Here is a 20,138-nt window from a genome sequence, read left to right on the forward strand (position 1 = left end):
GGTCGTCGCCGGGCGGCGCAACCTCGCCAACGCGCTGTACTGAGGTTTACTCGGGGGCCAGCCACAGCGCCGACGTGGGCGGCAGCACCAGCAGTGCCGAGGCCGGCCGGCCGTGCCAGGGGTCGTCCGTGGCGTCCACCCCGCCCATGTTGCCGATCCCCGTACCGTTGTAGGCCGTCGCGTCGGTGTTGAGCACCTCGCGCCACCGGCCTGCCGAGGGCAGGCCCAATCGGTATCCGCCGTGCTCGGCGCCCGCGAAGTTGAACACGCAAGCCATCACCGAGCCGTCCTTGCCGTACCGCAGGAAGCTCAGCACGTTGTTGCCCGAGTCGTTGGCGTCGATCCAGGAGTAGCCGTCTGGCACGGTGTCCTGGCTCCACAGCGCCGGGTGAGTGCGGTAGATGTCGTTGAGGTCGCGGACCAGGCGCAGCACCCCGTTGGAGAACCCCTGCTCGTCGAGCTGCCACCAATCCAGGCCGCGCTCCTCGGACCACTCGGCGCGCTGCCCGAATTCCTGTCCCATGAACAACAATTGCTTGCCCGGGTGCGCCCACTGGTAGGCGAGCAAGCTGCGCAGCCCGGCCGCCTTGACGTGGTTGTTGCCCGGCATGCGGCCCCACAGCGTGCCCTTGCCGTGTACCACCTCGTCATGGCTGATCGGCAGCACGTAATTCTCGCTGAACGCATAGAGCATCGAGAACGTCATCTCGTGGTGGTGGTAGCTGCGGTAGATGGGATCGCGGCTGATGTAGTCGAGCGTGTCGTGCATCCAGCCCATGTTCCACTTCATCGAAAAGCCCAGGCCGCCAAGGTTTGTTGGCCGCGTCACGCCGGGCCACGAGGTGGACTCCTCGGCGATGGTGACGATGCCCGGGGCGGTCTTGTGCACCGTGGCGTTCATCTCCTGCAGGAACTGCACCGCCTCCAAGTTCTCCCGGCCGCCGTAGATGTTCGGGGTCCAGCCCCCTTCGGGGCGGGAGTAGTCCAGGTAGAGCATCGAGGCGACCGCGTCCACCCGCAGGCCGTCGATGTGGAACTCCTCGAGCCAGAACAGCGCGTTGGCCACCAGGAAGTTACGCACCTCGCGACGGCCGAAGTCGAATACGTAGGTGCCCCAGTCGAGTTGCTCGCCCCGCTTGGGGTCGGAGTGCTCGTAGAGCGGCGTGCCGTCGAAGCGGCCCAGCGCCCAGGCGTCCTTGGGAAAGTGCGCCGGCACCCAGTCCACCAGCACGCCGATGCCGGCCTGGTGTAAGGCGTCGACCAGGGCCCGGAATTCGTCGGGGGTGCCGAACCGCGATGTCGGCGCGTAGTACGACGTCACCTGGTAGCCCCACGATCCGGCGAAGGGATGCTCGGCGACCGGTAGCAGCTCGACGTGGGTGAACCCGTGTTCCACAACGTAATCCGTCAGCTCGCGGGCCAACTGGCGGTAGTTCAGTCCGGGGCGCCAGGAACCCAGGTGCACCTCGTAGGTGCTCATCGGTTCGAACACCGGGTTGCGCCGCGCGCGCTCGGCCATCCAGTCGGCGTCTTCCCACGTGTAGCTGCTGCGCGTCACCCGGGATGCGGTGTGCGGCGGCACCTCGGTGGCGAACGCCATCGGGTCGGCGCGCTCGGTCACGACGTCGTCGGCCCCGTGCACCCGGAACTTGTACAGCCCCTCGACGGGAAAGCCGGGCCAGAACAGTTCCCAGACCCCCGATGAGCCCAACACCCGCATCGGGGCTTCGCTACCGGTCCAGCCGTTGAACTCACCGATCAGATTGACGCCCTTGGCATTCGGCGCCCATACCGCGAACGACACCCCGTTGACCACGCCGTCGGCCGTGGTGAACGAGCGCGGATGCGCGCCCAGTACTTCCCAGAGCCGCTCGTGGCGTCCCTCCCCGAACAGGTGGAGGTCGACCTCGCCCAGGGTCGGCAAGAAGCGGTAGGCGTCGGCGACGACGTACGGCTCCGCCCCCTCATAGGTGATCTGCAACCGATAGTCGATCAGGTTGACGAACGGCAGCGCGACCGCGAAAAGCCCGGATTCGATGTGCTGCATCGGGAACCGATCGTCGCCGACGAGTGCGACGACTTCGATCGCGTGCGGCCGGTACGCCCGAATGACGGTGTGGTCGGCGTACTCGTGCGCCCCGAGAATGCTGTGCGGATTGTAATGCGTGCCCCCGATCAGGCGCGAGAGGTCGGCAGGGTCGGGTGCCAGAAGCGCCCCGGCGAGTTGGTCGGTTTTGCTCATGTCACAATCCCTCCGGTCCGTTTGGTGGCCTGCGCAGCAGGATCCCCCGCGCGTCGTGCGGTATGAGCGGCATGTTGATGATGTGCGCAACCGCCTGCCCGGGATCGATGCGAACGTAATTGGCTTGGCCCCACTGGAATTCCTGGCCGGTGATCTCGTCGCGCACCCAAAAACGCTCGTAGGGCTCCATACCCAGAGCCTCCATATCTAAAAACAGCGTCGCCTCCTCGGCGCCGAACGCGTTGAGCGTCACCACCACCAGGACGCAGTCGCCGGTCACCGGATCGAACTTGGAATAGGCGAGCAGCGCATCGTTGTCGACGTTATGGAAATGAATCGTGCGCAGTTGCTCCAGCGCGGGGTGCAGTCGGCGAATCGCGTTGAGCTGCGTGATGAATGGCTCCAGCGATCGCCCCTCGGCCAGCGCGGCGGCGAAATCGCGGGGCCGCAACTCATACTTCTCGGAGTCCAGGTACTCCTCGCTGCCCTCCCGCACCGCGCGATGTTCGAACAGTTCGTAGCCGGAGTACACCCCCCACGCCGGACCCATGGTCGCCGCCAGCACCGCTCGGATCGCGAACATGCCGGGTCCGTTGTGCTGCAGGATGGCGTGCAGGATGTCCGGGGTGTTGACAAACAGGTTGGGGCGCCGGAAGTCTGCCGCGGCGGCGATGGCCTCGCCAAACTCAGTGAGCTCCTGCTTTGCCGTGCGCCAGGTGAAATAGCTGTAGGACTGCGTAAACCCGAGCTTGGCCAGGCCGTACTGGCGGGCCGGGGGCGTGAAGGCCTCCGACAGGAACAGCACATCGGGGTCGATGCCCTTGACCGTGGCGATCAGCCAGGCCCAGAAGTCTGGCGGCTTGGTGTGCGGGTTGTCGACGCGGAAGAACTTGACGCCGTGGTCCATCCAGTGCCGGACCACGCGCAACACCTCGTCGTAGAGGCCGGCGGGGTCGTTGTCGAAGTTGATCGGATAGATGTCCTGGTATTTCTTCGGCGGGTTCTCCGCGTAAGCGATTGTGCCGTCCGGCAATTCGGTGAACCAGTTGCGGTGATCGCGCGCCCACGGATGATCCGGTGCGCACTGCAGCGCCAGGTCCAGCGCGACCTCCATGCCCAACTCGCGGGTGGCGGCGACGAAGGCGTCGAAGTCCTCTATGGTCCCCAAATCCGGGTGCACGGCGTCATGTCCGCCCTCGTCGCTGCCGATCGCCCAGGGGGAGCCCACGTCTCCGGGCGCCGCGGTCGGGGAGTTGTTGCGCCCCTTGCGATGTACCTTGCCGATCGGGTGGATCGGCGGCAGGTAGACGACGTCGAAGCCCATCGCCGCGATGCGGGGAAGCTGGGCGGCCGCCGTGGCGAACGTGCCGTGCACGGGGTTGCCGTCGGCGTCCCACCCACCGGTCGAGCGGGGAAACATCTCATACCAGGAGCCGAACCGGGCCAGCGGCCGGTCCACCCAGACGCCGTACTGCTCGCCGCGGGTGACCAGATCGCGCAGCGGGTAGTCGGCCAGGATTTCCTCGATCTCGGGGCCCAGCGCCAGCGCGGTGCGGGTGACCGGGTCGCCCGGCTCGCGCAGCGCGGCGGCGGCGGCCAGCAGCGGCTCGCGCAGTGCCCGCGGCACGCCCGTCGCCGCGCGTTCGAAGAGCCCCGCGCCGACCAGAAGGTCGTTGGACAACTCGGTCTCACCCTGGCCGGCGTCCAGCTTGGCGACCAGCCCGTGCCGCCACGAGTGGATCGGGTCGCCCCACCCGTCGACCCGGAAGGTCCACAGCCCGACCTGATCGGGGGTGAACTGACCGTGGAACACGTAGGGTTCCGGACCCATCGTCATCGGCAGCAGTAGCGGTTTGATCCGTTGCTGGTCGACCTTGCCGTCGCGCTGGGTCGCCGGCTTGGTCGGGGCCGCAGCGGCCTTGATCCGGCGGGTCTCGCTCACCTGCGGGTAGCCGGGGCCGAGGTAGCGCACGACCAAGGTCGCCGCGACTGCCTCGTGGCCTTCTCGCCATACCGCGGCGCTGACCGGGACGACTTCGCCGACCACGGCTTTCGCGGGATACGCGCCACAGGAAACGACCGGTTGGACGTTATCGATCTCGACACGACCGGGCACCAGCACTCCGTTCCGATTGTTTGCGGCCATGCCCGCGATGTGCTCCGTGCGGAATGCCGCTCGTCGGGAAACTTCCTGTCGTGGGGAAAATTTCTGGGCAGGGAAGCATCGTTGCGACCCCGATTACTACCCGATACCCACCCTAGTCTCCGGTCACACACCGCCGGGGAAATGCGGTGCGTCCGGTCGCCGTGCACGGGCCGGGAACCTCAGTAAGGTAGGGACGCGTGAGAGCCCTCCGCCGGTTTACCGTCCGTGCTCACCTTCCGGAGCGTCTGACCGCGCTGGACCAACTGTCGACCAACCTGCGATGGTCGTGGGACAAGCCCACTCAGGAGCTTTTCGCGACCATCGACTCTGACCTGTGGGAGCGGTGCGGCAGCGATCCGGTGGCGTTGCTGGGCGCGGTCAAACCGGCGCGGCTCGATGAGTTGGCGCTCGATGAAGCCTTCCTGCGCCGGCTCGACGAGCTGACCGCCGATCTCAACGACTATCTGAGCCGCCCGCTGTGGTACCAGCAGCGGCAGGAGCAGGGCGCCGAGATGCCGGCCGCCATCGCGTACTTCTCGATGGAATTCGGCATCGCCGAGGTGCTGCCCAACTACTCCGGTGGCTTGGGAATCCTGGCCGGCGACCACCTGAAGTCCGCATCCGATCTGGGCGTGCCGCTGGTGGCGGTGGGCCTCTACTACCGGTCCGGGTATTTCCGGCAGTCCTTGACCGCCGACGGCTGGCAGAACGAGACCTACCCGTCGTTGGATCCGCAGGGCCTGCCGTTGCGGCTGCTGACCGACGCGACCGGCGAGCCGGCGCTGGTCGAGCTGATGCTGCCGGACTCCGCGCAGCTGCACGCGCGGATCTGGGTCGCCCAGGTGGGCCGGGTTCCGCTGCTGCTACTCGATTCCGATGTCCCCGAGAACGAGCACGACCTGCGCGGCGTCACCGACCGCCTGTACGGGGGCGACCAGGAACACCGGATGCGCCAAGAGATCCTCGCCGGCATCGGTGGGGTACGGGCGATCCGCGCCTTCACCGGCATTCACGGCCTGCCCGCGCCGGAGGTGTTCCACATGAACGAGGGCCACGCGGGTTTCCTGGGAGCCGAACGCATTCGTGAACTGATGACCGGCTCGGGATTGGACTTCGACACCGCGCTGACGGTGGTGCGCTCCAGCACGGTGTTCACCACCCACACCCCGGTGCCCGCCGGCATCGACAGGTTTCCCATCGAGATGGTGCGGCTGTACTTCGACGACCACGCGGGCGACGGCGCGAAATCCGGTGACAAGGCCGCGAGATCGGATGCGACCGGTGCGCCCGCGTTGCTGCCGGGGGTGCCGACCGCTCGCATCCTGGCGCTCGGCGCCGAGGACGACCCCACCAAATTCAACATGGCCCACATGGGTTTGCGGCTGGCCCAGCGCGCCAACGGCGTCTCGTCGTTGCACGGCCGGGTGAGCCGGTCCATGTTCAACGAGCTGTGGCCCGGCTTCGACGCCAGCGAGGTGCCGATCGGCTCGATCACCAACGGAGTTCATGCACGCACCTGGGCGGCGCCGCAGTGGCTGCAGCTGGGTCGCGAGCTGGCCGGGTCGGATTCGTTCAGCGATCCGGGGGTTTGGCTGCGGCTCAAGCAAGTCGACGCGGGGCACCTGTGGTGGATCCGCTCGCAGCTGAGGTCCCTGCTGGTCGACGACGTCCGGCAGCGGCTGCGTCGCTCCTGGCTGGAACGGGGTGCCTCGGACGCCGAATTGGGTTGGATCGCAACCGCATTCGATCCGGAGGTGTTGACCATCGGCTTCGCACGACGGGTGCCGACCTACAAGCGGCTGACGCTGATGCTGCGCGATCCGGCTCGGCTGGAACAGCTGCTGCTCGACTCCGAACGACCGATCCAGCTGATCGTGGCCGGTAAATCCCACCCCGCCGACGACGGCGGAAAGGCGTTGATCCAGCAGGTGGTGCGCTTCGCCGACCGGCCCGAGGTGCGCCACCGCATCGCCTTCCTGCCCGACTACGACATGTCGATGGCGCGGCTGTTGTATTGGGGCTGCGACGTGTGGCTGAACAATCCGCTGCGGCCGCTGGAGGCTTGCGGCACTTCGGGAATGAAGAGCGCGCTCAACGGCGGGCTGAACCTGTCCATCCGCGACGGCTGGTGGGACGAATGGTACGACGGCGAAAACGGTTGGGAGATACCGTCCGCCGACGGCGTGACCGACGAGGCGCGGCGCGACGACCTGGAGTCCAGCGGGCTCTACACGCTGCTGGAAGAAACCGTCGCACCGAAGTTCTACGAACGCGACGAACACGGTGTGCCGCCCCGCTGGATCGAAATGGTGCGTCACACGGTGCAAACGCTCGGTCCCAAGGTGTTGGCGTCGCGCATGGTGCGCGACTACGTCGAGCAGTACTACACGCCCGCGGCGCAGTCGCTGCGCAAGACGATCGCGCCCGTCGAGGGCGCCGAGGATGCGGCGAGCGGCGGCGAGTTCGGCGCGGCCCGTGAGCTGGCCGCCTACCGCACGCGCGCCCAGGAGGCCTGGCCCAAGATCGTCATCACCGACGTCGACAGCACCGGACTGCCGGACAGCCCGGTGCTCGGCTCCAAGCTGACCCTGACCGCCACCGTCCAGCTGGCCGGGCTCGCGCCTGACGAGGTCACCGTCCAGGCGGTGGTCGGCCGCGTCGACGCCAGCGACGCACTGCTGGAGCCCGTCACCGTCGAGATGTCCTACGCCGGCACCGCCGAGGGCGGCAACCAGGTGTTCTCGACGACAACGCCGCTGCCGCTGGCGGGATCGGTCGGCTACACCGTGCGCGTGCTGCCCCGCCATCCGATGCTGGCGGCCAGCAACGAGCTCGGGCTGGTCACCCTGGCCCGCTAGCCGGAAGCGGGTCAGGCCGACAGGCCCTGCTCGGCCGCGGGCGCGGTGCGCAGCCGCTGCAGCGCCTGGCGCACCTGCTCGCCGTTGGTGGTCTGCCAGAACGGCGGAAGCGACGCCCGCAGGTAGCCGCCGTAGCCGGCGGTGACCATGCGCGAGTCGAGCACCGCGACCACGCCCCGATCGGTGACGCGGCGCAGCAGCCGCCCCGACCCCTGCGCCAGCAGCAGCGCCGCATGACTGGCCGCGACGGCCATGAAGCCGTTGCCGCCGCGCGCCGCGACCGCGCGCTGCCGCGCGCCCAGCAGGGGGTCGTCGGGCCGGGGAAACGGGATGCGGTCGATCAGCACCAGCGACAGCGACGGCCCGGGCACGTCGACGCCCTGCCACAGCGACAGGGTGCCGAACAGCGAGGTCTGGGGGTCGGCGCTGAACTGCTCGACGAGCGCCGAGGTGCTGTCGTCGCCCTGACACAGCACCGGCGTCGACAGCCGGCCGCGCATGGCCTCGGCGGCGGCACGGGCCGCCCGCATCGACGAGAACAGCCCCAGGGTGCGCCCGTCGGCGGCGGTGATGAGTTCGGCGATTTCGCTCAGCTGCTCGGCCGATCCGGTGCCGTCGCGTCCCGGTGGCGGCAGGTGCGCGGCCACATACAGGATTCCGGCTTTGGCGTGCTGGAACGGCGAACCCACATCCAGGCCACGCCACCTCGCGTCGCCGTCCGCACCGGTCAGCCCCCACGCCGTGGCCATGGCGTCGAACGAGCCGCCGATGGTCAGCGTGGCCGACGTGAGCACGACCGTCGAACGCGAGAACACCCGGGACCGCAGCAGCCCCGCGACCGACAGCGGGGCCACCCGCAGCACCGGGCGCGCCGCGCCCCTGATCTCCTCGTGCTCCAGCCACACCACGTCGGTGCGGTCGGGGATGGCCGGGCCGAAGGATGTGAGCACGCGCGACGCGGTGTCCGATATCTCGCTCAGCGCCGCAACGGCTTCGGCGCGCGCCGACGCCGCCTTCGGGTCGTTCGTGCGCTCGATCGCCGAGCGCGCCGCCGTCGTCACGTCGCGCAGTGCCGTCAGATAGGTCGCCAACTCCTCGTCGAGGCGATCGATGCGGCCCGGCGTGCCGTCGTGGATGACCGAGGCGAAGTTGGCCGTCGCCGCCTCCAGGCGCTGGATCAGTTCCGGCTCCACCAGGCGGGCGATCCGCCGGGCGGTCACCCCGAGGGCGGCCGACGTCAGCTCCGCGGTGGCCACCGACGTCACCCGGTCGACCAACTCGTGCGCCTCGTCGACGACCAGCAGCGCGTGCTCGGGCAGGACCGCCGATTCGGCCACCGCGTCGATGGCCAGCAGCGCGTGGTTGGTGACGACGATATCGGCCTGACCAGCACGACCGCGCGCGCGTTCGGAGAAGCACTCGGTACCGAAAGGGCAGCGCGCCACGCCGAGGCATTCCCGCGCGGACACGCTGACCTGCGACCAGGATCGGTCCGGCACGCCGGGCTTGAGGTCGTCGCGGTCACCGGATTCGGTGCTCGACGCCCACTCGGTGAGCCGTTGCACGTCGCGGCCCAGGGCGCTGACGGCCATCGGGTTGAACAGTTCCTCCTGCGGCCGGTCGTCGGCATCCTCGCCGTCGGCGGCCGCGCCGTTGTGAATCTTGTTCAGGCACAGATAGTTTCGCCGCCCCTTGAGCAACGCGAACTGTGGGCGGCGCGGCAGCGCATCGGCCAGCGCGTCGACCAGCCGGGGTAGATCGCGGTCGACGAGCTGGCGCTGCAGAGCGATCGTGGCCGTGGACACGACGACGGGGGAGTCGTCCTCGAGGGCGTGCACGAGCGCGGGCACCAGATACGCGAGCGACTTGCCGGTACCGGTGCCGGCCTGCACCACCAGGTGCTCCTCGGTGGCGAAGGCCCGCGCCACCGCGGCGGCCATCTCCTGTTGGCCGCTGCGTTCACTGCCGCCGAGCGCGGCCACGGCGGCGGCCAGCAGCTCGGACACGGACACGTCGGACGTGGCTACCCTCTTCGCTGGTCGGGAATCTGCGTCGTGGTGACCGCGGGATCGCCATGCGACAAATTCAATCCCTCCCACGGCAGACTGCGCAGCCCGGAAGTTACCAGCTCGCGCGCCGCCGCGAGGTTCGGTTTGGACACCAGCTCGCCACCGCGCACCAGCGGGACGGTCAGCACCCGGGCCGGTTCGGAGACGGCGGGCTGCTGTCCGGCCGGATACACCACCTCCTCGATGATGGTGCCGGAGTCGCGGGACAGCCGCAGCGCCTCCTTGTGTCCGCCGTGAGATTCCTTGTGGCTGCTGCGCTTTTGCACCGGCATGCCGTCCACCTCGACGAGTTTGTAGACCATGTTCGCGGTCGGGGCGCCCGAGCCGGTCACCAGCGACGTGCCCACGCCGTAACTGTCCACCGGTTCGGCGGCCAGGGCCGCGATGGAGAACTCGTCGAGGTCACCGGAGACCACGATGCGGGTCCGGGTGGCGCCCAGCTCGTCGAGCTGCCGGCGGACCTGACGGGCCAGCACGCCCAGCTCGCCGGAGTCGATGCGCACCGCGCCGAGCCCCGTACCGGCGGCGGCGACGGCATTGGCCACCCCGGTCGTCACGTCATAGGTGTCCACCAGCAAGGTGGTGTCCACGCCGAGCGCGTCGACCTGTGCCCGAAACGCCGCCAGTTCGGTCGATTCCGTGGGTGAGTCGGCGCGCGCATGCAGCATGGTGAACGCGTGCGCGGAGGTGCCCTCGGCGGGTATTCCGTAGCAGCGCTGCGCCTCCAGGTTCGAGGAGCCGTCGAAGCCGGCGATGTAGGCCGCGCGGGCCGCGGCGACCGCCGCCTGCTCGTGGGTTCGCCGCGACCCCATCTCGATGAGCGGGCGTCCCCTGGCCGCGCTCACCATCCGCGCCGCGGCCGAGGCGACGGCGGTGTCGTGATTGAAAATCGACAGCGCCAGCGTCTCGAGCACCACGCATTCGGCGAACGTCCCGCTCACCGACAGCACCGGGGATCCGGGGAAGTACAGCTCGCCCTCGGCGTAGCCGTCGATGTCGCCGCCGAACCGAAATTCGCGCAAGTAGCGCAACGTATCTGGGTCGAGGAACTGCCCCAGCGACTGGCACGCCTGGTCGTCGAAGGTGAACTGGGGCAGCGCCTCGAGCAGCCGGCCGGTGCCGGCGACCACGCCGTAACGACGTCCTTGGGGAAGCCGGCGTGCGAAAAGCTCGAATGTGGTCCGTCGATCGGCGCTGCCGTCGCGCAGCGCCGCCGCCAGCATCGTCAACTCGTACTTGTCGGTCAGCAGCCCAGTAACGACCGGGTCGTTCATCCCATAACGGTATCGGCTGCCCTCGGGTCTCGGAAACGTCGTCCAACCCTCGGTATCGTGTAGGCCATGGTTGTTATGTCAGCGCCCACTAAGCCGGGCACTACAGGACAACGAGAGTCCGCTCCGGTAGAGGCCACGGCGAGCCCGTGGGTCACGATCGTCTGGGACGACCCGGTCAATTTGATGACCTACGTGACCTATGTGTTCCAGAAGCTGTTCGGCTACAGCGAGCCGCACGCCACCAAGCTGATGCTGCAGGTGCACAACGAGGGCAAGGCCGTGGTGTCCGCCGGCAGCCGGGAGTCCATGGAAGTCGATGTGTCCAAGCTGCACGCCGCCGGTCTGTGGGCGACGATGCAGCAGGACCGCTGACGGTCGAGGCGCTGGCGATTCCCGGTGCGCAAATGGAAGCGGGTCGAGACCGCTGACGGTCCCCGTTTTCGGTCGTCGCTGGCCTCGCACGAGGCCGCCCTGCTCAAGAATCTGGCCACGGCGATGATCGGCCTGCTCGACGAGCGCGAATCCGCTTCGCCGGCAGACGAACTCGAGGAGATCACCGGGATCAAGACGGGCAACGCCGAACCGCCGAAAGATCCCACGTTGCGTCGGCTGCTGCCCGATTTCTATCGGCCCGACGATGACACCGAGCCGTCCGAGGCCGCGGACAGCCTGAACGCCGCCCTGCGCAGCCTGCACGAGCCCGGCATCGTCGACGCCAAACGCGTTGCCGCACAGCGGTTGCTGAGCACGGTTCCCGACGACGGCGGCCGCTTCGAGCTCACCGAGGACGACGCGAACTGCTGGATCGCAGCGGTCAACGACATCCGGCTGACGCTGGGAGTCATGCTCGAGGTGGGACCCGACGGCCCGGAGCGCCTGCCCGCCGACCATCCGCTGGCCGTGCACTTCGACGTCTACCAGTGGCTGACCGTGCTGCAGGAGTACCTGGTCCTGGTGCTCATGGGGTCCCGATGACCGCGTCGGGCGACCGGTGAACGCCATCACCGACGTCGGGGGCATCCGCGTCGGCCACTACCAACGACTGGACCCCGACGCGTCGCTGGGCGCCGGCTGGGCCTGCGGCGTCACCGTCATACTCACCCCGCCGGGAACCGTCGGCGCCGTCGACTGCCGCGGCGGTGCGCCCGGCACCCGCGAGACCGACCTGCTGGATCCGGCCAACACCGTGCGGTTCGTCGACGCGGTGCTGCTCGCCGGGGGCAGCGCCTTCGGCCTGGCCGCCGCCGACGGCGTCATGCGCTTCCTGGAAGAACACGAGCGCGGCGTGGCGATGGACGGCGGTGTGGTCCCGATCGTGCCGGCAGCGGTGATCTTCGATCTGCCGGTCGGGGGTTGGCGGTGCCGCCCTACGGCGGAGTTCGGTTACGCGGCCTGTGCTGCCGCCACCGACGCCGAGTTGACCGTCGGGACCGTCGGCGCCGGGGTGGGCGCGCGCGCCGGGGCGCTCAAAGGCGGCGTCGGGACCGCGTCGAAGGCGCTGCCGTCCGGTGTGACCGTCGGGGCGGTCGCCGTGGTGAACTCCGCCGGCGAGGTCGTCGACCGGAGCACCGGCCTGCCGTGGATGACGGACCTGATTCAGGAATTCGGGCTGCGGCCGCCGCCGGCCGAGCAGGTCGACGCGCTCGCCGGTTTGGCGTCCCCGTCGGATCCGGTGGACAACCCGCTCAACACCGTCATCGCGGTGGTGGCCACCGACGCCGCCCTGAGCGCGGCGGCGTGCCGGCGGGTGGCGATCGCCGCGCACGACGGCCTGGCCCGCAGCATCCGGCCGGCGCACACCCCGGTCGACGGTGACACCGTGTTCGTACTGGCCACCGGGGCGGTCGAGGTGCCGCCCGCGACGGACGCGCCCGCCGCCTTCTCGCCGGAGACCCGGCTGGCCACAGAGGTCGGCATCGCCGCCGCCGATTGCCTGGCCCAAGCGGTGCTGGGTGGCGTGCTGGCCGCCGAATCGATCGCCGGCATACCGAGCTATCGCGACGTGCTGCCCGGCGCTTTCGGGCGATGAGAGGCGACCGGCCGCGGCGCCGGTAGCCTTGACGATGCTGGAAACACGCTGGAAAGGCAGCCATGGGTAAGAGGACTCCCACCGGACGCCCCGGCGCGCCTGCAGCCCAGCCGAAGAAGCGGTCCACCGCGACGGCCGGCGCCGCCACGATCCTCACCTTCGTGGTGCTGCTCTACCTCGTCGAGCTGATCGACCAGTTGACCCGCCATTCGCTGGACGCCAACGGCATTCGCCCACTGGAGGCCGACGGCCTGTGGGGCATCGTCTTCGCCCCGGTGTTGCACGCGAGCTGGCAGCACCTGATGGCCAACACCGTGCCGCTGCTGGTCCTGGGATTTTTGATGACGCTGGCCGGCCTGTCCAGATTCGTCTGGGCGACCGCCATCGTGTGGATCCTCGGTGGCTTCGGCACCTGGCTCATCGGCGACGTCGGCAGCGGCTGCGGCCCCACCGACCACATCGGTGCCTCCGGTTTGATCTTCGGCTGGCTGGCCTTCTTATTGGTGTTCGGGATCTTCGTGCGCCGGATGCGCGACATCATCATCGGGCTGGTCGTCATGTTCGCCTACGGCGGCGTACTGCTCGGGGCCATGCCGGTGCTCGGCAGGTGCGGGGGCGTGTCGTGGCAGGGCCACCTGTGCGGAGCGATCGCCGGCATCCTGGCCGCCTATTGGTTGTCCGCCCCGGAACGTAAGGGCCGGACGTCCAGGAAAGCCGGCACCACCGTGCCGCGGCCCAAGACATGAGCTCGGCACTGGCACCCATCGGCGTCTTCGACTCCGGTGTCGGGGGACTCACCGTCGCGCGCGCGATCATCGACCAGCTGCCGGACGAAGACATCGTCTACGTCGGCGACACGGGCCACGGTCCGTACGGGCCGCTGACCATCCCCGAGGTCCGCGCGCACGCCTTGGCCATCGGGGACGACCTCGTCGGCCGCGGCGTCAAGGCGTTGGTCATCGCCTGCAACACGGCGTCGGCCGCGTGCCTGCGCGACGCCCGCGAACGCTACGACGTTCCCGTCGTCGAGGTGATCCTGCCCGCGGTGCGCCGCGCGGTCGCCACCACCCGCAGCGGGCGCATCGGCGTCATCGGCACCCAGGCCACCATCAACTCGCACGCCTATCAGGACGCGTTCGCCGCCGCCCGTGACACCGAGATCACCGCGGTGGCGTGCCCACGCTTCGTCGATTTCGTGGAGCGCGGGGTGACCAGCGGCCGTCAGGTGCTCGGTTTGGCCGAGGGCTATCTGGAGCCGCTGCAGCGCGCGCAGGTCGACACGCTGGTGCTCGGCTGCACGCACTATCCACTGCTGTCCGGACTCATCCAATTGGCGATGGGTGACAACGTGACGCTGGTCTCCAGCGCCGAGGAGACGGCCAAGGAAGTGCTGCGCGTGCTGACCGAGCGGGACTTGCTTCGCCCGCACGACGCAGCGCCCGCGACGCGGGTCTTCGAAGCCACCGGCGACCCCGAAGCATTCACCGCTTTGGCGGCGCGCTTCCTCGGTCCGGCCGTCACCGGCGTCCAGCCCGTTGCGCAGGTGCACATTGATTGACCTGCGGACGAGATTCTCGTCACACCAATGCGGCCATGTTTTCGTCACGGTCCTATCGGGCATGGCACAGTAGTGTCCGTGCGAATAACCGTGCTCGGCTGCTCGGGCAGCGTGGTGGGTCCGGACTCGCCCGCGTCGGGTTATCTGCTCCGGGCACCGGACACTCCGCCGTTGGTCATCGACTTTGGCGGGGGCGTTCTTGGCGCGCTGCAGCGCTATGCCGATCCCGGATCCGTGCACGTCTTGTTGTCCCATTTGCACGCCGACCATTGTCTGGATTTGCCCGGCCTTTTCGTGTGGCGGCGCTATCACCCGACGCGCCCGCTCGGCAAGGCGTTGCTCTACGGCCCGGGCGACACCTGGTCGCGGCTGGGCGCGGCGTCGTCACCCTATGGCGGTGAGATCGACGACTGCTCGGACATTTTCGACGTTCGCCATTGGGTCGACGGCGAGCCGGTGACCATCGGGGCGCTGACGGTGACGCCGCGGGTGGTGGCCCATCCGACGGAGTCCTACGGCCTGAAGATCACCGATCCCTCCGGCGCCTCGTTCGTGTACAGCGGCGACACCGGCAGCTGCGATCAGCTTGTCGAGCTGGCCCGCGGCGCCGACGTTTTTCTGTGCGAGGCCTCGTGGACGCACGCGCCGGACCGGCCGCCCGCGCTGCACCTGTCGGGCACCGAGGCCGGCCGGGCCGCGGCCGAGGCCGGCGTTCACGAACTGCTGCTGACGCACATTCCGCCGTGGACCTCGCGCGAGGATGTGATCAGCGAGGCCAAGGCCGAGTTCGACGGTCCCGTACACGCGGTGGTCTGCGGCGAGACGTTCGATATCCGCCGCTCCGAGAGGGTCTGAGTCGGCGCGTTAGGGTTGGCTTAGGCTTGCCGGGTGACGAGACGAGAAGACGGCCGCCTTGACGACGAGCTTCGGCCCGTGGTCATCACCCGCGGTTTCACCGACCACCCCGCCGGTTCGGTATTGATCGAATTCGGCCACACCAAGGTCATGTGCACGGCGAGCGTGACCGAGGGCGTGCCGCGGTGGCGCAAGGGGTCGGGCCTGGGTTGGCTGACCGCCGAGTACGCGATGTTGCCGTCGGCCACCCACACCCGTTCGGACCGCGAGGCGGTGAAGGGCCGCCTGTCCGGGCGCACCCAGGAGATCAGCCGGCTGATCGGGCGGTCGCTGCGCGCCTGCATCGACCTGGCGGCGCTCGGCGAGAACACCATCGCCGTCGACTGCGACGTCTTGCAGGCCGACGGTGGCACCCGCACCGCGGCCATCACGGGCGCCTTCGTCGCGTTGTCCGATGCGGTGACCTATCTCGCCGCGGCGGGGAAGCTGTCGGACCCGCGGCCGCTGTCCTGCGCGATCGCCGCGGTCAGCGTCGGCGTCGTCGACGGCCGCATCCGGGTCGACCTGCCGTATGAGGAGGACTCCCGCGCCGAGGTCGACATGAACGTCGTCGCCACCGACACCGGGACCCTGGTGGAAGTTCAGGGGACCGGCGAGGGCGCGACCTTCCCGCGGTCGACGCTGGACAAGTTGCTCGACGTCGCGCTGGCCGCCTGCGACAAGCTGTTCGCCGCGCAGCGTGAGGCGCTGGCGCTGCCGTACCCCGGTGTGCTCCCCGAGGGGGCCCCGACGCCGAAGGCGTTCGGCAGCTGACCGTGCCTGATGGTCGCCTGAACTCGGCCTAACTGCCGCGCAGTTTACCACCGCCGACAGCGCGACCACGGCGAGGCTCCTTGCGGTCGGTCATGCCTCGTCCTTCTGCAGCTCGAATATCGGGATTACGCGGGTGGTCTTTGACTGGTAGTTCGAGAACGCGAACGCGGGTACGGTCGCGTTGAGTTTGGGGATGATCGCCTCACGTTCGGACGCGTCGAGCTCGTGCGCGACGACGTCGAACGAGTCGGTGGCGACTTCAACGCGCGCCCGCGGGTTGGCCCGCAGGTTGTGCACCCACGCCGGGTTGACGTCGGCGCCACCATAACCCGCGACTATCAGCAGCCTGGCTTCGATGCGGAAGGCCACCAGCGGCGTGACGCGCGGCTCGCCGGACTTCGCGCCCGTCGTAGTGAGCAGTAACAGCTCGTTGCCCGCGAATCGCCCGCCGACCTTGCCGGCATTGGCGCGAAACTCGTCGGTGATGTCGTTGTTGAGCGCCTTGAGCGTCTTGGTATCGGGTTTGTGACTCACTCTGGACGCAGCTGCTTCGTCGCCCTGTCTATTCCTTATGGAGTGTGTCGCGTTAAACGTTTTCGGCGTCGCCGAGACCGGTCATAGCAGGAGCAGAGCTTTGATGATGTCGGCCGGGAGTGTCATCTTGGTGCCAAGATCCTCTCCTTGCGCGACGACCACCATCTGGTGCGAGGGAATGACCGAAAGGGTCTGCCCGAACAACCCGACCGCCGAGTAGCTGCCGGGCGGCAGCGCATTCGCGTCGCCGCCGTTGGCAGTCCACCACAGGTAGCCGTATGACGCGAACGGGCTGGGCAGGCCGGTTTCGACCCGAGTCGCGGTGCTCACCCTCACCCAGTCGGGCGGCACGATTTCGTCGCCGCCCCAAGTTCCTTCGTTGAGATAAAGCTGCCCGAATCGGGCCAAGTCACGGGCGGATAGTTGGAGGGCGTGGTTCGGGTATCGGGGTGTCGCGCCCAGCGGGTCGTAGCCGTAGCGCAACCGCGTGTGCTGCAGCGGATTCCAATCGCGAAAGCCAAGTGGGCGGGCCAGGAGGCCGTCGATTGCGGTGAACAACGCTACTCCGGACACTCGCTGGTAAATCTCGCCGAGGACGTTGAAATTCCAGTTGTTGTAGTGAAATTCCGCGCCCGGCACAGCAGAGTCGCGTTGCGGCCAGTCCGACGGCCTGTTGCGGAAAATGTCGTAGGTGGCACCGTAGTTCAACGGCAGGTAGACACCAGAGGTTGACGTCAGAAGGTGTTGAAGAGTCGCGGTTCGTTCTCGATCGGTGAGACACGGCGAGTCGTCAATACCGGAATCGGCCAGCGTTGCATCCAACTGCACATCGCCGCTTACAATCAGCCGACCAAATAGGGCGCTGACGATCGATTTGCGAATGGAATGAATCGGAAGCGGCTTGTCTTGGGGCCCAACGGCGAGCACGGTCTCTCCGGACTGGATGACACACAGCCTGGTGATCCGATGGGCGTTCACGGCCTCTTCGACTCGATAATCCATCCGACCCTCGAGGGTTGAGTTGTTATAAACATATAACAACATGGCAGCGGGCTGATGCAAGGCCCGGGTGAGATGTTGCGGTCCAGCTACGCTGCCTAGGGTGTTGATCAGCGCTAAAACGTATGGCAGTGCAAGGTGACCCGGCTGCTGGTCGCCAGCCGCAATCCCAAGAAGCTGGCCGAGTTGCGCCGGGTGCTCGACGCCGCCGGTCTGACCGGCTTGACGCTGGTGTCACTCGACGATGTGGCGCCGTTCGACGAGGCGCCGGAGACGGGCGCGATGTTCGAGGACAACGCGTTGGCCAAGGCGCGGGATGCCTTCGCCGCGAGCGGGTTGGCAAGCGTGGCCGACGATTCCGGGCTGGAGGTCGCCGCCTTGAATGGCATGCCCGGTGTGCTGTCGGCGCGGTGGTCCGGTCGGCACGGCGATGACGCGGGCAACACCGCGTTGCTGTTGGCGCAACTGCGCGACGTGCCCGACGGACGGCGCGGTGCGGCGTTCGTGTCGGCCTGCGCGCTCGTCTCGGCCGCCGGTGAGGTTGTCGTCCGCGGCGAGTGGCCCGGCAGCATCGCCCGCGAACCGCGCGGCGACGGCGGCTTCGGCTACGACCCGGTGTTCATTCCCAACGGACACGACCGCACGGCCGCAGAGCTGAGCCCGGCGGAGAAGGACGCGGTCTCGCATCGCGGTCGGGCGCTGCAACTGCTGTTGCCGGCGCTGGAAACGCTGGCCCGGTCCGGGGGCTAGGGCGCCGCGGGCCCGCGGGGCTCGCTGGCCTACAGCCCGAAACGCGCCTTGACGTCCCTGGTCTGGAAGTGCTCGACGATGATGCCGAGCAGCGGGATGGTCCCGGACAGCAGCACGCCCACCGTCTTGCCGAGCGGCCAGCGCACCTTGACCGCCAGATTGAACGCGGTCAGCACGTAGATGAAATACACCCAGCCGTGCACCACTTCGATCCACCGGATCTCGTGGCCGAAGGCGAGGTGCGAGACGATCTCGTAGCACAGCGCGATCAGCCACAGACCGGTCGTCCACGCCATGACCCGGTAGCCGAGCAACGCGGTGCGGACTTTGTCGACGGGCACCGCGGGAACTGGCGCTCCGGGCGTCTCCGGTGTGGTCATGGGGTTGTCCTCTTCTGTTGTTCGGCGTCTCGCGCGGCGAGCTCGGCCAGGTAGGTGTTGTACTCCCGCAGCGCGGGATCGTCGGGCGCCTGCGGGGCGGGCTTGGGGCGCTCGGGCAGCAGCCCGGCGGGTATCTCCGTCATCGCGTCGGTACCGCGCGGCTGCGGTGGTTCCTCTTCATAGCGAACGAATTTGCGGTACGCGTACACGCAGAATCCCGCGAACAGCGGCCACTGCAACGCATAGCCGAGGTTCTGAAAGGAGCCGGACACGGAATTGAACCTGGTCCACTGCCACCAGCCCAGCGCCAGGCAGCCGCACGCCGCGACGATCACCAGCGCGATGAGCGCGGGCCTGCGACGATGCGTAGTGGACACCCCTTGACCGTACCGCTCACGATTTGGGCCCGACGAATTCATCGAGCCCGTGCCGACGGCTCGGCGGCGTCGCAAGCGATACGATCGGCAAGCCGCGGGCGTGGCGAAATTGGCAGACGCGATGGTTTTAGGTGCCATTGCTCGAAAGAGCTTGAGGGTTCGAGTCCCTCCGCCCGCACCGGACACCGAGACGAAATCTTGCGCGGTGCAGGCATCAAACCCGTTGTGCGGGGTACCTGGAACTCACAGGACACTAGGGAGACGCCATGCCCGCCGAAACCGAACCACCGCCACGAAGCGAAAGAGCCGTCACCGCACAGGATGTCGAGCGCGCCGAACGCAGGGCCGCCGCCGCCCGCGAACGCGCCGCCCGCGCGGGCCTGTCCGCAGCGCGAAGCTTCGAGCAGTCCGCACTCCAGCACGAGCGGGTCGCCAGGACGCAGGACTGGACCGTCGAACAGGGCGTGCCCCATACCGACGTGCACCGCCGGTCCGCGATCAAGCACCGCCAAGCGGCCGAAGAGGACCGCAAGCTCGCGGAGTTGAAGCGCAGAGAATCCGAAGCGGACCTGGCCTCCGACGTCGGCCAGTAACCGGTCACTCCGCCACGAAGCGGGCGCGTACCTCCGGGGCCGGCAGCGGGCAAGTGTCGTATTTGCCGCCGACGCGATAGCGGATCGCGGCGAACCTGTCGTAGAGCCGGTCGAGCAGCGGAGCGGGGACAAATCGGGCGATCGTGAACGCCCGCCATGGTCCGCCGAGGTAGTCCACCACGCGCAGGACGGCCCGGGATCGGACGGCCACCCGTTCCGAGGGCCGGCCGGGGTCGTCGACGAAGACCACCGAATCGACGTTTCCGATCTCGGGATGCCGCTCGATGATCGCTTTGCCGAAAACGCTGTCCAGGGCCGCAAAGCGCAGGGAGCCGGTGGGATCGAGACGCAGGATGGTGCGCACCGAGCGGTTGCACACCCCGCACACTCCGTCGTAGAGCAGCACCGGCGCCGCTGACTCATCGCTCATGTTTCCCAGGCTACCGACGGGCTCGGACGGCGGCCGGGACCAAGGTTGACCTATGGTAAGGCAACCCTTAGTTTGTACGTACCAAGTCGCGACCGGCTGGCGGTGATCCGCGGCAGGATGCCGCCCATGCGGGGTCGTGGCAGGTGTCGAACTCGAAGGGTTGCGGCCGCTGACGGCCGCATCGATCCGTGGCCTCATGGCGGTGCTCCCGCCGGGTCGTCAGATCGGCGA

19 protein-coding genes and 1 tRNA gene are annotated in these 20,138 nt (G+C 68.4%); 11 read left to right on the forward strand and 9 right to left on the reverse strand.

Annotated elements, in window-relative coordinates:
- Positions 1-46: 46 nt before the first annotated feature.
- Entirely contained in the window at positions 47-2,242 is a 2,196-nt protein-coding gene (glgB, locus tag A5646_RS13005; RefSeq protein WP_067022023.1) for a 1,4-alpha-glucan branching protein GlgB, read from the reverse strand.
- A gap of 1 nt (position 2,243) precedes the next feature.
- A complete protein-coding gene (locus tag A5646_RS13010; protein WP_231998313.1) occupies positions 2,244-4,358 on the reverse strand; it encodes an alpha-1,4-glucan--maltose-1-phosphate maltosyltransferase in 2,115 nt (704 codons plus the stop codon).
- A gap of 227 nt (positions 4,359-4,585) precedes the next feature.
- On the opposite strand from A5646_RS13010, the gene glgP reads away from it, so the two are divergent.
- The gene (glgP, locus tag A5646_RS13015) at positions 4,586-7,246 is read left to right on the forward strand and encodes an alpha-glucan family phosphorylase (RefSeq protein ID WP_067022025.1); all 2,661 of its coding nucleotides are present in this window, start codon (positions 4,586-4,588) and stop codon (positions 7,244-7,246) included.
- An 11-nt stretch (positions 7,247-7,257) separates the two neighbouring features.
- Here glgP and A5646_RS13020 read toward each other — a convergent pair whose 3' ends face one another.
- Together A5646_RS13020 and A5646_RS13025 are read right to left on the reverse strand one after the other, a co-directional pair.
- The gene (locus A5646_RS13020) at positions 7,258-9,258 is read right to left on the reverse strand and encodes an ATP-dependent DNA helicase (protein WP_156765597.1); all 2,001 of its coding nucleotides are present in this window, start codon (positions 9,256-9,258) and stop codon (positions 7,258-7,260) included.
- An 11-nt stretch (positions 9,259-9,269) separates the two neighbouring features.
- A complete protein-coding gene (locus A5646_RS13025; RefSeq protein ID WP_066879066.1) occupies positions 9,270-10,589 on the reverse strand; it encodes a nicotinate phosphoribosyltransferase in 1,320 nt (439 codons plus the stop codon).
- A gap of 66 nt (positions 10,590-10,655) precedes the next feature.
- Between A5646_RS13025 and clpS the strand changes: the two genes are divergently transcribed.
- From clpS to rph, 7 genes are all read left to right on the forward strand, one after another.
- A complete protein-coding gene (clpS, locus tag A5646_RS13030) occupies positions 10,656-10,961 on the forward strand; it encodes an ATP-dependent Clp protease adapter ClpS (RefSeq protein ID WP_066867352.1) in 306 nt (101 codons plus the stop codon).
- Between the two features lie 24 nt (positions 10,962-10,985).
- Entirely contained in the window at positions 10,986-11,564 is a 579-nt protein-coding gene (locus A5646_RS13035; RefSeq protein WP_066867350.1) for a DUF2017 domain-containing protein, read from the forward strand.
- A 16-nt stretch (positions 11,565-11,580) separates the two neighbouring features.
- Positions 11,581-12,618: a P1 family peptidase gene (locus tag A5646_RS13040; protein ID WP_066867348.1), complete on the forward strand. Its 1,038-nt coding sequence runs from the start codon at positions 11,581-11,583 to the stop codon at positions 12,616-12,618.
- 62 nt (positions 12,619-12,680) lie between these two features.
- A complete protein-coding gene (locus A5646_RS13045; protein ID WP_066867346.1) occupies positions 12,681-13,364 on the forward strand; it encodes a rhomboid family intramembrane serine protease in 684 nt (227 codons plus the stop codon).
- The gene (gene murI, locus A5646_RS13050; protein WP_066867344.1) at positions 13,361-14,176 is read left to right on the forward strand and encodes a glutamate racemase; all 816 of its coding nucleotides are present in this window, start codon (positions 13,361-13,363) and stop codon (positions 14,174-14,176) included. Before A5646_RS13045 ends, murI begins: the two co-directional genes overlap by 4 nt.
- A 72-nt stretch (positions 14,177-14,248) precedes the next feature.
- Complete coding sequence (locus tag A5646_RS13055) at positions 14,249-15,031, forward strand: cyclic nucleotide-degrading phosphodiesterase (protein ID WP_066867342.1); 783 nt, start codon at positions 14,249-14,251, stop codon at positions 15,029-15,031.
- A gap of 33 nt (positions 15,032-15,064) precedes the next feature.
- The gene (gene rph, locus A5646_RS13060) at positions 15,065-15,844 is read left to right on the forward strand and encodes a ribonuclease PH (RefSeq protein ID WP_066867340.1); all 780 of its coding nucleotides are present in this window, start codon (positions 15,065-15,067) and stop codon (positions 15,842-15,844) included.
- A gap of 90 nt (positions 15,845-15,934) precedes the next feature.
- Here rph and A5646_RS13065 read toward each other — a convergent pair whose 3' ends face one another.
- Complete coding sequence (locus tag A5646_RS13065; RefSeq protein WP_066867338.1) at positions 15,935-16,378, reverse strand: nitroreductase family deazaflavin-dependent oxidoreductase; 444 nt, start codon at positions 16,376-16,378, stop codon at positions 15,935-15,937.
- An 81-nt stretch (positions 16,379-16,459) separates the two neighbouring features.
- Positions 16,460-17,380 (reverse strand): serine hydrolase, encoded by a 921-nt coding sequence (locus A5646_RS13070; RefSeq protein WP_067022027.1) that lies wholly within the window; start codon positions 17,378-17,380, stop codon positions 16,460-16,462.
- A gap of 135 nt (positions 17,381-17,515) precedes the next feature.
- Between A5646_RS13070 and rdgB the strand changes: the two genes are divergently transcribed.
- A complete protein-coding gene (rdgB, locus tag A5646_RS13075; protein WP_066879081.1) occupies positions 17,516-18,127 on the forward strand; it encodes an RdgB/HAM1 family non-canonical purine NTP pyrophosphatase in 612 nt (203 codons plus the stop codon).
- 29 nt (positions 18,128-18,156) lie between these two features.
- Here rdgB and A5646_RS13080 read toward each other — a convergent pair whose 3' ends face one another.
- Positions 18,157-18,507 carry a DUF3817 domain-containing protein gene (locus tag A5646_RS13080; RefSeq protein WP_066867332.1) on the reverse strand — a complete coding sequence of 117 codons (351 nt, stop codon included), beginning with the start codon at positions 18,505-18,507 and terminating at the stop codon, positions 18,157-18,159.
- Positions 18,504-18,884: a hypothetical protein gene (locus A5646_RS13085; RefSeq protein WP_066867330.1), complete on the reverse strand. Its 381-nt coding sequence runs from the start codon at positions 18,882-18,884 to the stop codon at positions 18,504-18,506. Before A5646_RS13085 ends, A5646_RS13080 begins: the two co-directional genes overlap by 4 nt.
- Before the next feature lie 94 nt (positions 18,885-18,978).
- Here A5646_RS13085 and A5646_RS13090 point away from each other — a divergent pair.
- Positions 18,979-19,062 (forward strand) — tRNA-Leu (locus A5646_RS13090).
- A gap of 88 nt (positions 19,063-19,150) precedes the next feature.
- Positions 19,151-19,477 (forward strand): hypothetical protein, encoded by a 327-nt coding sequence (locus A5646_RS13095; RefSeq protein WP_067022029.1) that lies wholly within the window; start codon positions 19,151-19,153, stop codon positions 19,475-19,477.
- 4 nt (positions 19,478-19,481) lie between these two features.
- On the opposite strand, the gene A5646_RS13100 is transcribed toward A5646_RS13095, so the two are convergent.
- Complete coding sequence (locus tag A5646_RS13100) at positions 19,482-19,907, reverse strand: thiol-disulfide oxidoreductase DCC family protein (protein WP_066879087.1); 426 nt, start codon at positions 19,905-19,907, stop codon at positions 19,482-19,484.
- Positions 19,908-20,138: the final 231 nt, after the last annotated feature.

Origin of the sequence: Mycobacterium sp. 1245499.0, from assembly GCF_001673615.1 — a bacterium.
Taxonomy (GTDB): Bacteria; Actinomycetota; Actinomycetes; order Mycobacteriales; family Mycobacteriaceae; genus Mycobacterium; species Mycobacterium europaeum_A.

Coding starts and splice junctions, on each gene's coding strand:
- glgB (WP_067022023.1), bottom strand. CDS start 2,242: ATGAGCAAAACCGACCAACTCGCCGGGGCGCTTCTGGCACCCGACCCT.
- A5646_RS13025 (WP_066879066.1), bottom strand. CDS start 10,589: ATGAACGACCCGGTCGTTACTGGGCTGCTGACCGACAAGTACGAGTTG.
- clpS (WP_066867352.1), top strand. CDS start 10,656: ATGGTTGTTATGTCAGCGCCCACTAAGCCGGGCACTACAGGACAACGA.
- A5646_RS13045 (WP_066867346.1), top strand. CDS start 12,681: ATGGGTAAGAGGACTCCCACCGGACGCCCCGGCGCGCCTGCAGCCCAG.
- murI (WP_066867344.1), top strand. CDS start 13,361: ATGAGCTCGGCACTGGCACCCATCGGCGTCTTCGACTCCGGTGTCGGG.
- A5646_RS13070 (WP_067022027.1), bottom strand. CDS start 17,380: ATGGATTATCGAGTCGAAGAGGCCGTGAACGCCCATCGGATCACCAGG.
- A5646_RS13080 (WP_066867332.1), bottom strand. CDS start 18,507: ATGACCACACCGGAGACGCCCGGAGCGCCAGTTCCCGCGGTGCCCGTC.
- A5646_RS13095 (WP_067022029.1), top strand. CDS start 19,151: ATGCCCGCCGAAACCGAACCACCGCCACGAAGCGAAAGAGCCGTCACC.
- A5646_RS13100 (WP_066879087.1), bottom strand. CDS start 19,907: ATGAGCGATGAGTCAGCGGCGCCGGTGCTGCTCTACGACGGAGTGTGC.